The organism is Capnocytophaga ochracea DSM 7271, assembly GCF_000023285.1.
GTDB lineage: Bacteria > Bacteroidota > Bacteroidia > Flavobacteriales > Flavobacteriaceae > Capnocytophaga > Capnocytophaga ochracea.
This window is the reverse complement of record NC_013162.1, coordinates 737,971-753,834: the sequence shown is the minus strand read 5'-3', so window position 1 is coordinate 753,834 and position 15,864 is coordinate 737,971. Positions and strand designations below refer to the sequence as shown.

At 40.9% G+C, this 15,864-nt stretch carries 11 protein-coding genes; 4 read left to right on the top strand and 7 right to left on the bottom strand.

The window, feature by feature from the left end:
- Positions 1 to 27 precede the first annotated feature (27 nt).
- Genes COCH_RS03040 through COCH_RS03025 form a run of 4 tightly spaced genes read left to right on the top strand, consistent with a single transcriptional unit; the run spans position 28 to position 3,284 of the window.
- The gene (locus COCH_RS03040; RefSeq protein ID WP_015781877.1) at positions 28 to 453 is read left to right on the top strand and encodes a hypothetical protein; all 426 of its coding nucleotides are present in this window, start codon (positions 28 to 30) and stop codon (positions 451 to 453) included.
- Positions 450 to 932: a hypothetical protein gene (locus COCH_RS03035; protein WP_015781876.1), complete on the top strand. Its 483-nt coding sequence runs from the start codon at positions 450 to 452 to the stop codon at positions 930 to 932. Before COCH_RS03040 ends, COCH_RS03035 begins: the two co-directional genes overlap by 4 nt.
- A gap of 26 nt (positions 933 to 958) precedes the next feature.
- The gene (locus COCH_RS03030; RefSeq protein ID WP_015781875.1) at positions 959 to 2,110 is read left to right on the top strand and encodes an ABC transporter permease; all 1,152 of its coding nucleotides are present in this window, start codon (positions 959 to 961) and stop codon (positions 2,108 to 2,110) included.
- Positions 2,097 to 3,284: an ABC transporter permease gene (locus COCH_RS03025; RefSeq protein ID WP_015781874.1), complete on the top strand. Its 1,188-nt coding sequence runs from the start codon at positions 2,097 to 2,099 to the stop codon at positions 3,282 to 3,284. The genes COCH_RS03030 and COCH_RS03025 overlap by 14 nt, the downstream gene beginning before the upstream one ends.
- A 171-nt stretch (positions 3,285 to 3,455) precedes the next feature.
- Here COCH_RS03025 and nrdG read toward each other — a convergent pair whose 3' ends face one another.
- The 7 genes from nrdG to COCH_RS02990 all read right to left on the bottom strand — a co-directional run bounded on the left by nrdG (position 3,456) and on the right by COCH_RS02990 (position 15,853).
- Positions 3,456 to 3,941 (bottom strand): anaerobic ribonucleoside-triphosphate reductase activating protein, encoded by a 486-nt coding sequence (gene nrdG, locus COCH_RS03020; RefSeq protein WP_009418616.1) that lies wholly within the window; start codon positions 3,939 to 3,941, stop codon positions 3,456 to 3,458.
- Entirely contained in the window at positions 3,922 to 5,712 is a 1,791-nt protein-coding gene (gene nrdD / locus COCH_RS03015; RefSeq protein WP_015781873.1) for an anaerobic ribonucleoside-triphosphate reductase, read from the bottom strand. Before nrdD ends, nrdG begins: the two co-directional genes overlap by 20 nt.
- Before the next feature lie 1,024 nt (positions 5,713 to 6,736).
- Complete coding sequence (ileS, locus tag COCH_RS03010) at positions 6,737 to 10,144, bottom strand: isoleucine--tRNA ligase (protein ID WP_015781871.1); 3,408 nt, start codon at positions 10,142 to 10,144, stop codon at positions 6,737 to 6,739.
- An 85-nt stretch (positions 10,145 to 10,229) separates the two neighbouring features.
- A complete protein-coding gene (locus COCH_RS03005) occupies positions 10,230 to 10,877 on the bottom strand; it encodes a GNAT family N-acetyltransferase (protein ID WP_015781870.1) in 648 nt (215 codons plus the stop codon).
- A gap of 152 nt (positions 10,878 to 11,029) precedes the next feature.
- Complete coding sequence (locus COCH_RS03000; RefSeq protein ID WP_015781869.1) at positions 11,030 to 13,504, bottom strand: DUF4982 domain-containing protein; 2,475 nt, start codon at positions 13,502 to 13,504, stop codon at positions 11,030 to 11,032.
- Positions 13,497 to 14,267 carry a HincII family type II restriction endonuclease gene (locus COCH_RS02995; protein WP_015781868.1) on the bottom strand — a complete coding sequence of 257 codons (771 nt, stop codon included), beginning with the start codon at positions 14,265 to 14,267 and terminating at the stop codon, positions 13,497 to 13,499. Before COCH_RS02995 ends, COCH_RS03000 begins: the two co-directional genes overlap by 8 nt.
- A gap of 2 nt (positions 14,268 to 14,269) precedes the next feature.
- Entirely contained in the window at positions 14,270 to 15,853 is a 1,584-nt protein-coding gene (locus COCH_RS02990) for an Eco57I restriction-modification methylase domain-containing protein (protein WP_015781867.1), read from the bottom strand.
- Positions 15,854 to 15,864 lie beyond the last annotated feature (11 nt).

Sequence of the window (15,864 nt, the reverse complement as noted above, 5' to 3'; positions counted from 1 at the left end):
ATTATATCTGAATAAACCTAAAAGCCTATGTGGAATGCTCTTGTGAATTACAATATACTTGCCCCTCTATTAATAGCTGTTTTGGCTTGGGCGTTTATACTCATTTGGTTTTCCAAGAAAAACAAACAAGAAAGGAAGAAAAGACAACAACTTTTAGCCCAGATAAAAGAACAACTCCCTATTCCTACATTCAAAGAGTTGTTACAAGCTTTAGAAGCCTTGAACTATAAGCCTGCTCAGTGTTATTTTAAAACAAATACTTTTGAGCAAGGAAATGTAGCTGTGGATAACGCTTGTCTTCTGGAACGAGAAAACCAATGGGTGGTATGCCTTGCCGATACTCGTTGCTTCTGTGATGAACAGTCTTTTGATAGCGAACAAGAAGCCTGCGAAAACTTTGTATATAAATACTTTCTCCTTAGTAAAGAAGAAATTAATTGGTTAAAGCAATGAACATATCTAATTATACCACCAAGTTTGGCACTCTTACTTTCTCACAAAAAGTGGGAGACGACTATTTTTGGGAGGCTTCATATCAGTGGAAAAGTGATTTCTACAAAGAAACTTTACAGCTGCCTTTTTCTGTGTTTAGCAAAAGTAAAACCATCACAGCAGATACTATTGCTTTTATTGAACAAATCCTTGACAGCGCAGATAAGTTGGTTGCCAAAGCTCTTTCTTATTTTCAAGAACAACTGCTGATATGCTCAGATGGCTTTCATCTTTCAGAAGAAGAAAAACAATTGCTAAGCGTTCCCTTGCAGGAAGTCCCTTTTGAAAGTCCGCAATTCCTGTTCTATGACAACAAAGAATGGATATTGCATTTTGCCGGAGGTAGTTTCAGCTTTTGCGAGCCTTATGGAGTTTCTTTTCATTTTAAAGACAAAGAACCTATTTTAATAGAAAACTTAGAAGATGCTGAAGAAATCTAACTAATTAGCTAATTGACAAATTAATTATGTATTTATTTAAAAAAGAATGCAAGAACCTATTCCTATCGCCCAAACGGCTGTTTTACGTTTTGGTGTTCCCCTTGGTTATCTTTGGGTTCTTTGCGGCTATTTTCTACAAAGGGGTACCCCGCGACCTGCCTATGGCGTATATCAATTACGACCAAAGTCAGCTGTCCGAAAACCTTTTGCGTATGCTCGATGCTACGCCCAATATAGACCTAAAAATCAAACTCACCGATGAACAAGAAGCCCAACGCCTTATCCAGCAACAACAGATTATGGGCTTTATCGTCATTCCTACCGACTTTCAGCAGAAACTATTCAAAGGTGAAAACCAATCGGTGATTTGCTATACCAATAGTCAGTTTATGCTGGGGGCAAGTCTTATCCAAAAGGATTTCCAAACTACCGTAGGGATGTTCTCAGCAGGCTTGGTGATGAAGAAGAAAATGCAAAAAGGGCAACAAACTGAGAAGGTACGCGCCGAAGCCCAACCCATAAGGGTAGACGACCACGCCTTGTACAATCCTTATTCTAACTATGCCTATTACCTACTCACAGCACTCTTGCCGATGATGCTCCAAATGATTGTAATGATGGTAACGGTGTATGTATTAGGAGTAGAATTCCGCTACCATCGAGGGAAACAGTGGCTCAAGCAAGCAGGTGGAAGTCCGCTGAAAGCCCTTGTGGGGAAACTCTTGCCTTATACCTTAGTGCTCCTTTTTGTAGCGTGGTGGATGAATTACCTCCTCTTTGAGCTTATCGGGGCTCCTTTGCATATCCCAATGCTGAATGTGGTGCTTATTACTTTTGCCCTAGTAGTAATCTATCAGATTATAGGTATTGCACTCGTTTCTATATTGCCTAATTTTAGGTCGGCACTTACCATAGGCAGTGGTTTTACAGCGATTGCCTTCTCATTTGCGGCTTATACTTTTCCTATGGAAGGGCTTCCTAAGAGTATGCAGTATTTAGCGCAAATCTTTCCGTATGCTCATTTTATGAAATACTATGTAAATCGCGCCATTAAGGGCATTCCTGTAGAGATGACGTGGCAACCGCTTCTGGCATTATTGCTCTTTGGACTGTTGCTTATAGTGGCTTATCCTATGTTTGTGAAAAAGATAAAATCAGGAGGTTATGAAACAGTTTAGAAGTTACATATATCAAAGTTCAGCCGACTTCACTCGTGCAATGCTTTGGGAAGCCAAATATATATTCCGCGACAAGGCGGTGTTCTTTTCGTTTGTAATTGTAGCGATTGCCGTGTCGTTCATCTATACTTATCTCTATTCCGAAGAGACCTTACAAGAGCTTCCTATTGGAGTAGTAGATGAGGATAATACTGCCCAAAGCCGTCAGTTGTTGCGTATGATTGATGCCACGAGTCAGACCGCTATTTACAGCAGTTACCTCAACCTCACCGAAGCTGAAAAGGCCTTTCAGCAGGAGAAAATACGGGGGATAGTAGCCATTCCCAACGGTTTTGCACGTGACCTACAACGCGGAGAACAACCCACTATATCGGTCTATGCCGATGCTTCTTATATGCTTTATTACAAGCAAATACTTACCGCCGTTAAAGTGTCGGCTACTTACCTGAATGCAGGGGTTGAGGTGAAACGCACTTCGGCACAAGGCAAACTCCCTACCCAAGCGCGCGATGAGGCAATGCCCGTGAGCGCTCAAGTAGTGAGCTTATACAATCCCTCTTTGGGTTATGCCACTTTCCTTATTCCCATAGTGCTTGTGATTATCTTTCAAACTACCATACTCACTGCCGTAGGTATGTTAGGAGGAACGATGCGAGAGGGCAACAAACTAAAAAAAATATATCCTAACTCCGATAGTTTTTGGGGAGCTTTGCCTATTGTAATGGGGAAAGCTACTACTTATTTAGCCTTTTCAATGGTGATATTACTCATTATTTTAGGAATTATAATGCCATTGTTTGGCATTCCTGTACGTAGCACGATACTAAGCACTATGGTTTTTATGATACCATTTATCCTGTCGATTGTATTTATGGGACTTTGCTTGCTGAACTTTTTACATCGACGTGAAGACGCCATTATGCTCATTATGTATACCTCTTTGCCTGCGGTGATGCTTACTGGCTTTTCGTGGCCTACCGTAGCGATGCCTGAATGGCTGAGTGTTTTTTCATATATTGTACCTACTACTTTAGGGAGCAAGGGTTTTATATCTATTACCCAGATGGGAGCTCATATCACTACCATTATGCCATATTGGCTGGGAATGTGGGCACTGTGTTTGGTATATTTAGTATTAGCCACCCTTACCCTGAGGAGAGTGTTAAACAAGTAATAAAAAAAGAACGACTTAATCAAGTCGTTCTTTTTTTATTACTTCCCGTTTGTCTTTCGTATGTTTGTAGTCTATCACTCCCATCACACAAGCAACAATAAAAGAGGAGATAGCTGTACGTGTGAAATCTTGGTATTATTTTCTTATTCACACACCTAGCTACGTCTGCAGTCAGGCTTTTCCTTTTACCTTTAAAAACACTTTATTCATCACCTCTCCGGTTTGCAGGTTTAAAAACTCTTGATTGGTGGTGGGGCTGTCTAAGCCACCGAGTTTAGGTAACCACTTGCCGGTTTTGATGTAGTCTAAACACCCTAACAGCTCAGGGTATTTGCGCTGTACTTGCTTGAGGTTAAGCCCTGTATAGAGTGCCGTTTTCAGCCGTTTGCACTTCACTTGAAAGATAAGCGAGAGCAGGGTTTCTACCTGCCACTCGCCTCCCATAAACAGCACACAGCTTATCATATCTTCATACTTGCTAAGCAGTTGTTCTAAACCTTCATTAGTAAGCGCACAGCCTTTGCTACCGTCCCAAATATATTCGGAATGGCAACCCTCGCAGCCTAACGGACACCCTGTGATGGTAAAACACAGGGATATCTCGTTGGGTACTTCTTGGAGGACTATATCGTAACTGCTATACCGTAGCGTTCCCATAGTAACGTATTTTAGCTTCTTTTTGTCGGTCTTTAGAGAAATTAGTAATGCGTTTGAGATAGCCTATCACCCGTGTCGCGTGGTCGATATTTTCAGAACCACAATGGGTGCAGTGGTCGTGCGTGTGTTTATCGATATAGCCACAATCGTTGCACACGGTTACGCATATATTAAAGCAGAAGTAGTTACAACCCGTTTTAGCGGCTACATTTAGCAACTTATAAAAACCTTCGGCAGTGGTGTATTCTTCGAGATTGCAGTGGTAAGCCGAACCGCCGTCTAAGTACTGTATATAGTCGTTTCCGTGTAAATAGAACTTATCGATAAGGTTTTGAGAGCTGTCTTCCACAATATAGAAATATGAATTGTAGCAATCACGTGGCACTTGCAAGCCGTCGGCTTTGTCCCACGCCGCATTCTTTACGCCTAAATTCTCGGCAGGTACAAACTCGGTATTGAACATAAAGCCGTATTTGGCTTTAGCTTCCTTGTTCTTGTCGTAAATTAGTTTGAGGTTTTTGTTGATGAACGCCTTATAGTCGGGATTATCCGAAATGCGAATACCTAAATACTCGGCAGCTTCCACCATTCCGTTAATACCAACGGTGAGGAATTGTTTATCAAGTGAGATAAAGCCCGCATCGTACACTGGTAACATACCCGCATCTTTGTACTCTTGCACAATGGCACGGTAAGCTACTTGGTATTTATGGATATTATCTAAGGTGCGTTCCAACGATAAGTGTTTTTGGTATAGGCGATTCATATTAATGGTTATCACATTAATACTACCGGTAGAAACACCTCCCGCACCGAGTGAATAACTAAAAGTGTTATCAGAAATTTCATTGCGTAAGCGACAGCAACTTGCTAATGAATCGGCATTATCTGATTGATAGATGAAGAATGCATTGCCCTCACTGAGTTCTTTAGCACAGAAGCGCGCAAAATGCTCGTCGTACACGTGTTTGTCCTTAGTGAGCATTGCTGCGGTTACCACAGGGAAGGTGAGTATCGCTTTCGTGCGCTCAATATTGAACCAATGCATAAAGAACTGTTGGAGCTTGTCTAAAGACTCATAAGAAGGTTTGCTACCATCGGGGTAAACGAATGTACCGAACATCGAGTCGAAATACGGGCGGTCATATAGCGATATGTTCCAGAATACTGATTGATAGCCACGTGCTGCTGCTGGCTGATTGATAGCGTATACTACGTGTTGCAGTTCGTTTTCTATCACTTCACGATGGGTATTGAGGTAATCGTCGCCATAGTCTTTACGAGCAAAATGGTCGAAGTACATTAGAAACTCTACCGTTGCTACCGCTCCTGCAAACTGAGAGGAAACGGAAAAGAGGAAGTTCACGAACGACCCGCAATAGCTTGCTAAGTGTTGTGGAGCTTTGCTTTCACCGCCGAGTTTTACGAGCCCGTCCAAGAGCAAAGGATACATCGAAACGCTCACACAATAAGGTTTGAGGCTCGTTTCGTCGTGCACGTAGATTTCGTGTTCCTCAATCTGACGGATATACTCATCGGCTAATTCTTTGCCAAAGAGCTGTTCGATTTTGTGAGACACGAGCGAACGGTTCACTTGAATATTGATATCTTTATTGAGTTCTGCCTCCATCGTAGCGATGTTTTTATGTGCCACATTGGCATTGGCATCGAAGAGAGACCCAGTAGCGGCATTGTGAGATTGTAGGTAATTTTCGATGAAATTACGCTTTGTTTGAAGCTGTTCAGCTGTAAGCTTAGTGAATTTAGACATAATTTTTTATTTTATTATTATTTCAGATATAAATTTTAATTTCTCGAGCATTAAGCTTCCAAGTTGTAATGATAATAATCACTAATTTCTCTATTTTATTAACAATTTTCAAGTATGTGATGTATTAGGAATGTTTATATAATACAAGCATAGCCTAATGAGTTTATTTTTAACTCTCTTCTTTTAGTTAGAGAGAAAGAAAGTGCTGAGTGATTTATATAAATCACTCATTTATAACGCATTGAATAATGTTGCTTTTATAAGTTCCCTAAAAAGGGGAAGTGTTTTTTCCTTAGTTGCTGGGGCAAAGATACGGAATAAAGTGATAAGTTTTCAACAAAAATAAAATAGTTATCAACACAGTTATTAACAATTTTAGTGAACATTTTGATAGTTATAAAGTTAGGACAAATACATTTTTATAAGTTATAAATGCTCTAAAAATTTCTGCCGTTGAACCTCACTTTTTTATCTTTCTGATTCTAAAAATTAAAGTTTTCAGTACCTAAACACTTTTTGAAATATACTTTTAATTAGAAAATGAGGAAGTGAGAAAATTAGGGAATGAGAAAATGGGGTAAAAGCTAATAATGCCAGAAATACCAGAAATGCCAATAATACCACCAAGAGAAATGGGCGAGGCGGACTTTTCAGACGAGTCGGACAGTTTAGAGGATGGGTTGGAGGATTCGGAAGGAAACGGAAAAGAACGGAAGGACGTGTTGAGGTGAAAGGTAAAAAATGAGCTGTAAGATGGGTGTGGTTAGCTTATAGAGAGCTTATAGGAAGCTTATACGAATCTTGGACGATTGGTATAGAAAGGGTGTATAAGCAGTTGATTCATAAAGTAATACAACACCGCTAAAAATGTTAAAAACGGGGTTTCGAGACGAAAGAAAAGAGAAGAAAGATTGGTAAATTAGTCAATAAAAAAGCGCGATGTTTATCATTTTAAACATCGCGCTTTTCTTATCACTTTGTCAAAATCTAGGGATATTGGCAAAGTGTGTGACAGCTTGTTGTATTACGACCGGCTAACAACTATTCTTGTCGTTACTTCATCGAATGCTATTTCTTCACCCTCTGGCAGGCTATCTACAAAAGAGATGCTGTTAGTAAGGGTTTCGTTCTTGATGTAAGCTTCGTTGGCAGTTACTGCCTCTTGTAGGGCAGTGTGCGCTTGGAGGCGTATTTGTATGCGGTCGGTGATGTCGTAATCATTGTCCTTGCGGATATTCTGAATGCGGTTCACCAACTCGCGAGCGATACCTTCTTGGCGCAGTTCGGGGGTGATGTGAATATCTAATGCTACCAATAGACTACCAGCGGTGGCAACCAACCAGCCTTCTATATCTTGGGTGCTGATTTCTACATCGTCCAAACTCAAAGTAACCGTTTTGTCAGGCAGTTGCAAGCTGTACGTTTGTGCTTTTTCAAACTGTGCTATTTCCTGCTGACCAAATTCTTGTACCGCTGTGGCAATGGCTTTCATATCTTTACCAAACTTAGGTCCTAAGGTCTTGAAGTTCGGTTTGATTTGTTTTACCAATATACCTGAGGCATCTTCCAAAAGCTCTATTTCCTTCACATTCACCTCGTGCTTGATAAGATTTGCTACGGCTTCTATTTCAGCACGCTCAGTGGCGTTGGCTATCGGTATCATTATCTTTTGCAGTGGCTGACGCACCTTGATGCTTTCTTTCTTGCGCAATGATAGTACTAAGGACGAGATGGTCTGTGCTTTCTGCATCTTGCTTTCCAATGACTTATCGATGTAACTTTCGTTAGCCACAGGGAAATCAGTGAGGTGTACACTTTCTTTATTTTCTTTACCGGTAACGCTCACCAAGTCTTTGTACAATCTATCGGCATAGAAAGGCGCTACAGGAGCCATCAGTTTAGCGATGGTTATGAGGCAGGTGTAAAGGGTTTGGTAAGCGGCTATCTTGTCGGCTTCATACTCTCCTTTCCAGAAACGGCGACGTGACAAGCGCACATACCAGTTGCTGAGGTTTTCTTGTACAAAATCGGAAATAGCACGCGTAGCACGGGTAGGCTCATAATCGGCATAGAGGGCATCTACTTCTTTGATGAGGGTGTTGAGTTCCGAAAGTATCCAGCGATCTATTTCAGGGCGTTCAGCCAGTGGTATATCCGCTTCAGCGTAAGTGAAGCTGTCGGTATTGGCATAAAGCGCAAAGAATGAATAGGTGTTGTAGAGCGTACCGAAGAATTTGCGGCGCACCTCAGCTACCCCTTCCAAATCGAATTTGAGGTTATCCCAAGGGTTTGCGTTCGAAATCATATACCAGCGAGTGGCATCGGCGCCATACTCGGCTATAGTAGTGAATGGGTCTACCGCATTGCCCAAGCGTTTCGACATCTTTTGTCCGTTCTTGTCGAGCACCAATCCGTTAGACACTACGTTTTTGTACGCCACACTGTCAAAAACCGAAGTAGCAATTGCGTGAAGTGTATAGAACCAACCACGTGTTTGGTCTACCCCTTCGGCTATAAAGTCGGCTGGATAAGCAGTGTGGTTATCGATAAATTCCTTGTTTTCAAAAGGATAGTGCCATTGTGCATACGGCATAGAGCCCGAGTCAAACCATACGTCGATAAGGTCAGTTTCGCGGTGCATTGGCTTGCCCGATGGTGATACAAGCACTATGTTATCTACTATATTTTTGTGTAAATCTACCTTGTTGTAATTGCTTTCGGAGTTGTCGCCTACCACAAAATCTTTATAAGGGTCGGCTGTCATCACTCCTGCTGCGATAGCTTTTTGTATTTCGGCTTTTAGTTCTTCTACCGAACCTATGCAGAATTCCTCTTGCTTATCGTCTGTACGCCAAATAGGTAGCGGGATACCCCAATAGCGCGAACGCGAAAGGTTCCAGTCATTCGCATTTTTGAGCCAGTTGCCAAAACGCCCTTCACCGGTAGCTTTAGGTTTCCAGTTGATGGTTTCATTGAGGTCAAACATACGCTCTTTGAAATCGGTTACACGTACAAACCACGAGTCGAGCGGGTAGTACAACACGGGTTTATCAGTACGCCAGCAGTGCGGATAGCTGTGTACGTATTTCTCTACTTTGAAAGCCTTGTTTTCTTCTTTGAGGAGGATAGCCAAGCTCACATCCCACGATTTTTCAGGCGCTTGCCCTGCATCGTAATACTCATTTTTGATGTATTTACCGGCAAAAGCCTCAGGAATATTGTGTCCTGTGATGAATTTTCCTTGCAAATCTACTAACGGAATCAAATTGCCGTGCGCGTCTTTCACAAGCATTGGGGGCACGCCGTATTCTTTGGCTACACGGGCGTCATCAGCACCAAAAGTAGGCGCAATATGCACGATACCGGTACCGTCATCAGTGGTAACAAAGTCGCCTGCAATCACACGGAAAGCCTCAGTAGGATTTTCGGCAGGAGTGCACCAAGGAATGAGTTGCTCATAAGTAGTACCCACAAGGTCAGCACCTTTGCATTCCCCTATAATTTGATAAGGGATAGTTTTGCTTTCGGGTGTGTAAGCCGCCAAAGCAGTTGCATCACCCTCTACGAACTTTTTGCCGAATTGTTTTGCCAAAAGCGGTTTGCCAATGATGATTGTAATCGGCTCAAAAGTATATTGATTGAATGTTTTTACGAGTACATAGTCAATCTCTTTGCCCACAGCAAGCGCGGTGTTAGAAGGCAACGTCCAAGGGGTGGTTGTCCAAGCGAGGATATGAATAGGTTCGGTAGGGTTACCCAATGTTTTACTTGCCGCTGCTACTAATGTTTTTACTTTAAACTGCGCCACAACCGTAGTATCACTCACATCGCGGTAGCAGCCAGGTTGGTTGAGCTCGTGTGATGACAAGCCTGTTCCTGCCTTAGGCGAATAAGGCTGAATGGTGTAGCCTTTGTATAGCAACTGCTTGTTGTACAGTTGTTTCAAAAGCCACCACACGCTTTCCATATACTTAGGTTTGTAGGTGATATAAGGGTCGTCCATATCCACCCAGTAGCCTATTTTCTCGGTAAGGTCGTTCCAGATATCGGTATAGCGCATCACGGCTTCCTTACAAGCCTTGTTATAGTCCTCAACGCTTATTTTCTTGCCTATATCTTCTTTGGTAATGCCGAGTTCTTTCTCTACCCCGAGTTCTACTGGCAAGCCGTGGGTATCCCATCCTGCTTTGCGTTTTACTTGAAATCCTTTCTGAGTTTTATAACGGCAGAAAATATCCTTAATAGAGCGCGCCATCACGTGGTGAATACCAGGCACGCCATTGGCAGATGGTGGTCCTTCAAAAAACACGAACGGAATAGCGCCCTCACGTGAGGCGATACTCTGCTCAAAGATGTTAGTGGCTTTCCAGAAAGCCAATATTTCTTCTGCTATCTTAGTAAGGTCTAAGTGTTTGTACTCGTTGAATTTCATATAAAACAATAATTAATGATGAATGGTGAATGGTTAATGTTGGCGCAAAAGTAGAAAAAAAGTTTCAAAGTACCAAGTTACTCTTCTAATCAGGGTTGTCAGGTGCTTTATAGCAACTCTTCACTTCCATTAGCATCGTCCAAACATCTACGCCTCCTATTTTGGTTTGGTGGATTTGCTCAAAACCGTGTTTTTGGTAGAAAGATATATTTGTTTCGGTATTGGTAACCAAGCTGAGTTGGTTACCTCCTTCTCGCGCTACTAAAGGCAAAACGGCTTCGTCTAAAAATCTACCTCCTATGTGTTTACCTTGCCACGCGGGACTCACTACAAAACTCTCTAAATACCACTTGTTTTCAGAAGTTTGTTTTTTAGCGTGCTCGCTACTCTTGTCTAAGAAAGGCAAAAAACATTGAGTAGGTTTGGCATAACGCCAAAGCGCAAAAGCACCCGAGCGCAGGTAGTCCCAAAGGGTAATACGAGTGTATCGCAACGATTGCATCACTGCGACGGCTATAATATCGTTGTTTTCTTCGGCTATCAGGCAATAACCCTTACGGATATTACTCATCACTTGTACATAATGCAATTTGTTCAGATAGTCTATATACTTGCTATCGGTAGTAAAAAAAGAGTTGAGCACTTCGCGATACATATTGTAGTTAGCAAAAGCATCGGTGAGTATAGTGGCTACTTTGCGGGCATCGGCGGGAGAGGTAAGACGGTAGTTCATAAGTGGACAATTTGTAGATGAAAGCACAAAGATATAATATTTTTGTTAATACACCAATTGTTCTCAGCTCTACCTCTACTATAAAAAACTTTGCCAAAGGCTCTTGTCCTTTGGCAAAGCATATAAAAATAACAGCATCTAATTTCTATGTACTATTTTCTAACTTCTACTGAAATCTTTCCTTTTAGCGTTTTACTTTTTGCCTCAATAGTAATTTCGCCTGCTTTTTCACCTGCTTGTACCATCATCACTAATTTTCCGTTGAAGAGGTGCATTTTAGGCAAGTGAAATGGGTCGGTGCAAGTAGCATCGCCATTGGCAGCCGCTTTATAAAAGCCAGCTCCTTTCACACTGAACTGCACAAGGTCATTGACTGTTGGACATAGATTGCCGTCCTTATCTACCGCTTCTACGGTGATGAAAGCGAGGTCTTTGCTATTAGGGGTAAGCACTGTTTTGTGTTCATTGCTGAGGCGCAATGCATAAGGCTTGCCAGCAGTACGGATTTCTTTTTCGGCTACTGCCTTACCATTGGCATCGTAAGCTACTACTTTCACTGTGCCAGGTTCGTACTTAGTATCCATCCACATTAGGCGGTAACGCTTTTGGCGGTTGAGGTCTGACGGATTGCCGTCTTTTTCTTCCTCTTCTAATTTTATAGAGAGGTCTTTACTGCGTTTTCCTTGACTTTTGCCATTGATAAACAATTCGGCAGAAGGATAATTAGTATAAACGAAGATAGGAGTTGTTTGCCCCTCGCGCCCTTCCCAATTCCAATGAGGGAGGATATGTAAGGTTTCGGCTTCCTTATTCCAATGTGAGCGGTAGAGATAGAAACGGTCTTTGGGTAGTCCTGCCAAATCTACTGCCCCAAAATAGGAACTGTGTGATGGCCATTCCACATAGTAAGGAGTAGGTTCGCCCAGATAGTCGAAACCTGTCCAGATAAACTCTCCTACGGTATAAGGCAAATCCTCTTGATGTATCCAGTCGTCTTCGGGCAAGTTCGACCAACCGCAGTGTTCTACGTCATAAGACGACGATTGCATATCGGGGTATTTAGCCATTGATTTGCGCTCTACGGGGAACTTATACACCCCACGCGAACTCACTGTTGAGGCGGTTTCACTACCCAAAATAAGCTGTTGTGGCAACTTGCGGTAAGCCTCTTTGTACTTAAACGGACGGTAATTAAAACCCATTAACTGCATCGTTGCTGCCATATTGTTTTTGAGCACATCGTGGGGTCTATCCATACCATTGCTCACGGGGCGGGTAGTATCGTATTTTTTGATGATATCTTGCAAATAGCGCGCTACTTGCGAGCCACTTTCTACACTCTGTTCTTCCACCTCATTCCCGATGAACCACATCAGCACGCTAGGGTTGTTGCGGTAGTGTTTTACAAGGTTCGTAAGGTCTTTTTCTACCCATTCTTTGAAGTACAAGTGATAACCGTTTTCTACTTTTGGGATAGCCCATTCGTCGAAACTCTCTACGGCGAGTAGCATACCCATTTCATCGGCAGCGCGCACATATTCAGGCGCGGGCATATTGTGCGAAGTGCGGATAGCATTCACACCCATATCCTGCATAATGCGTATTTGTCGACGTATAGCACTCTCATTTACTGCCCCGCCCAGCGGACCTAAATCGTGGTGCATACACACCCCTTGTATTTTGATTTTGCGCCCGTTGAGGTACAGACCATCGTTAGGCTTGAGTTCGATAGAGCGAATCCCGAAGGTAGTGGTTACCTCATCTTTTACAGTATCACCTTCATAGAGCTTGGTAACGGCTTTATAGAGGTACGGCTTGCCGATGTCCCACAAACGAGGATTATCAATATACAGCTCTGCTGAAATTTTATCGGTAGTGTAAGGAGTCGCTTTGGTATTGGTATACGCTACTTTTTCACCTTGATTATTGAAAATAACAGTTTCTGCGGTAACTGAAGTCTTCTTATCAGCTACAAACTCAGTATTTACTACTACTTTGGCGAAGTTGTTTGTTATTTCGGGGGTGGTAATCTGTACACCCCAAATAGGGATATGCGTCTTGTTTTTAGTAATAATATGCACATTGCGGTACAAGCCTGCCCCTGGATACCAACGCGACATCTGGGTAAGGTTGTTGAGGCGCACTGCCAAAGTGTTGTTATTGGCTTTTACGTAAGGAGTGATATCCAAAAAGAAAGTGTTATAGCCGTTGTGCCATTCACCAGCTTTTTGTCCGTTTACAAATACTTCGGGGTTACTCATCGCCCCGTCAAACTGTACAAACACTTGCTTATCGGACGTAAGTTCAGGCACGTTGAACTGCGTGCGGTACCAACCTACGCCTACAAAAGGTAACCCTCCCGTACGCCCTGTGTGTTCAATAGCTGCTTTTTGTCCGTCCTGCTTGATAGCCGTGCGCTGGATATCGTTTTCCATATCAAAAGGACCATAGATAGCCCAATCGTGAGGCACGGTTACGCGTTGCCATTTCGCATCGTTATAATTGGTTTGCGAGAACACCGGTTTGTCCTCACGAGTAAATTTCCACCCTTTTTCAAGAGTTTGCTGTTGTTGCGACCAGCTCGAAGTAGTAAGGGCAAGTGTTAAGAGAAGGTTGATTTTATTCATTAATATATTTTTCAAAAGGTTTTACAAATCGAATGATCATATCATCAGCACGTTTTTGAGCTTGAGTCACAAAATGCTTTAGATAGCGTTGAGCCCATTGTTTTTTATTTCCTTTAAACAATTGGTCTAAATCACTTACGTGAAACTGTATTTGCATAGCAGCAGCCCAATTGATATACAATTCTTCAGGATTTTCCTTAAATAGACAACCAAAATGAGTGTCTTTACATATTAATTTATCGTTCTCTAATAGCCAATCTACTTCAAAGTAATTAATAGTAAAATTGTCAAACTCTTCATTGTCTAACATTTTGGCACAAAGTTGTGCTAATTTATAGGCTGATATAATATTGGGAGCTTGTGCTTTTTTGGCTATATTTCTTGTTTTTACATCTACAAGCTCATAAAATTCATCTTTCACTACCAAAATATCAGCTGTATCATTCTGTTTTTCTTCAAAAGGATTGTTAAGACTCCATTTGTCAGTAGCGTTTTTGCCTCTACTCAATAAAAATAATACTGTAGGTGAATTAAAAAGAGCCTCTCTTGATTTAAAACCAATCACACTAGGATTGTTGCTGTACAAATCATTCAGATATTCGTACTGTCTAAAAGTATTTTTAGGACATTGTTTCTTGATTTCAGTATACACGTGCTTATCAAAAGGTTCTCCAACAGCATGTCCTGACAACGTACCAGAAAGAGGCTTAGGGACAGTTGTTCCTTTCAAACTTTTGGCTAACATATCATAATCTATATTCATCTTTAGATATTTAAGAGTTGGTTAAACAATGTTTTAATGTGGGTAAGTTGTAAGCTGTTTTTAGTTTTTAGATATTGTTTAGTAACATCGGTGATGATATGATGTTGTTGTACTTCTTTTTCATTATTCCAGTCAATTTTCCTAAACGGAATACTTGCAATAGGTTTTTCTGAAAACTCTACAATACTACCTTTTACTACCCCATTACTCTTGAGCCAATCAAATATAATAGGCTGATTGAGATAAGCTAAAATATATTCTATACTTTCTTGTGTGTGTTGTTTTTTAAAAATAGCCGTTACATCTTGAGTGGGATAGATGTCTTGTGCTACTAAGGCAAAACGAAAATAATTCTTATTAGAAATTCTTTCTTTACAAGGCACAAAAATTCGACTTTCAGGTTTACTAAACAAATGAAAGTTCCTAAGAAAAACCCATTCCCAATAGTTAATTTTGCGATTGTATTGGTAACGTTGCTGTAAGTTCACTTTATAGGGTTGAAAATGTAAATAGTAACTGGGATAAAGTTCTTTAAAACGCTCTTCCGTAAGCCCTTCCTCAATATAGATGTATCTTGTAATAACTTCAGCTAAGAAAGGTGTTATATCTTTAGCTTTTACTACTTTGATAGTTGCTGATTGCTCTGCTTTGTTTAGAGAGTGACCATTTACTTGAAAAGCCTTATCCAACCCACTCACTAACCCGTTGCCAATATCACAGTATTCACCTAAAGTGTGATATTGAGTTTTCTCATTAAACAATAAGTCAGCAAATTCTTTTTCACAGGCTAATTCTAAAGTTCGTAACTCTGCTTGTACCTCTTTACTTTCTAAAAGCCAACGTTCATTGAGATCAAATTGAGGCACTTTTATATATTCAGCATTTTCAAAAGGAATTTGATATTGTAAATTAAAAAGTTTCTCAGTTGTTAATTTTTGTTTGCTGTGATATTTAGATACTTTTATAACATTTTTTCTATGTTTGCTCTTTATGTATTTAAAAATAATAACAGAAACTGTTACACCTTCAAAGATAGGTGTTTCGTTGAAGTGATACAATTCTTCAAAATAGCCGTGGTTCATCATCTCATTACGCAAAGATAGGGAGTGAGTGGTATTCAACCAATACTCTGGACAAATAAAGATAAGCTGTCCTCCTTCGTTAAGTAACTCTATTGATTTGAGAATAAAGATATAAAGATAGTCACAGAGTGAATTGCAGTATTTATTCCAAAGAGAGCTTTGTGATAATTCTATTTTTAGTTCTTCTTCCAAGTTTTTCCAACGGATATAAGGAGGATTTCCTATTATCAAATCATACTTTTCAGTAAGATGAGCTGACACAAAACTTTCATGACGTACAAAATGGAATGAGTGAGCTAATGCTGTATCTATCTCAAAAGCTGTAATATTTTTTATACCTTTTTCTTGTAAAAGCGATAAAAATACACCTTCACCACAAGCAGGCTCCAACACTTTGGTATTAGGGGAAATGTTAGCTAAGCCCACCATAAAGTCAGCCACTACTTTAGGAGTAAAGTACTGACCATATTTATTCTTACTATTTTTCTTCTGAGAGGGGGTCATCTTTTGACTTA

What these genes read in the sequence shown, in the direction of transcription:
- COCH_RS03030 (WP_015781875.1), top strand. Translation starts at nt 959, where the DNA reads ATGTATTTATTTAAAAAAGAATGCAAGAACCTATTCCTATCGCCCAAA.
- nrdD (WP_015781873.1), bottom strand. Translation starts at nt 5,712, where the DNA reads ATGTCTAAATTCACTAAGCTTACAGCTGAACAGCTTCAAACAAAGCGT.
- COCH_RS03000 (WP_015781869.1), bottom strand. Translation starts at nt 13,504, where the DNA reads ATGAATAAAATCAACCTTCTCTTAACACTTGCCCTTACTACTTCGAGC.
- COCH_RS02995 (WP_015781868.1), bottom strand. Translation starts at nt 14,267, where the DNA reads ATGAATATAGATTATGATATGTTAGCCAAAAGTTTGAAAGGAACAACT.
- COCH_RS03035 (WP_015781876.1), top strand. Translation starts at nt 450, where the DNA reads ATGAACATATCTAATTATACCACCAAGTTTGGCACTCTTACTTTCTCA.
- COCH_RS03005 (WP_015781870.1), bottom strand. Translation starts at nt 10,877, where the DNA reads ATGAACTACCGTCTTACCTCTCCCGCCGATGCCCGCAAAGTAGCCACT.
- COCH_RS03040 (WP_015781877.1), top strand. Translation starts at nt 28, where the DNA reads ATGTGGAATGCTCTTGTGAATTACAATATACTTGCCCCTCTATTAATA.
- COCH_RS02990 (WP_015781867.1), bottom strand. Translation starts at nt 15,853, where the DNA reads ATGACCCCCTCTCAGAAGAAAAATAGTAAGAATAAATATGGTCAGTAC.
- ileS (WP_015781871.1), bottom strand. Translation starts at nt 10,144, where the DNA reads ATGAAATTCAACGAGTACAAACACTTAGACCTTACTAAGATAGCAGAA.
- nrdG (WP_009418616.1), bottom strand. Translation starts at nt 3,941, where the DNA reads ATGGGAACGCTACGGTATAGCAGTTACGATATAGTCCTCCAAGAAGTA.
- COCH_RS03025 (WP_015781874.1), top strand. Translation starts at nt 2,097, where the DNA reads ATGAAACAGTTTAGAAGTTACATATATCAAAGTTCAGCCGACTTCACT.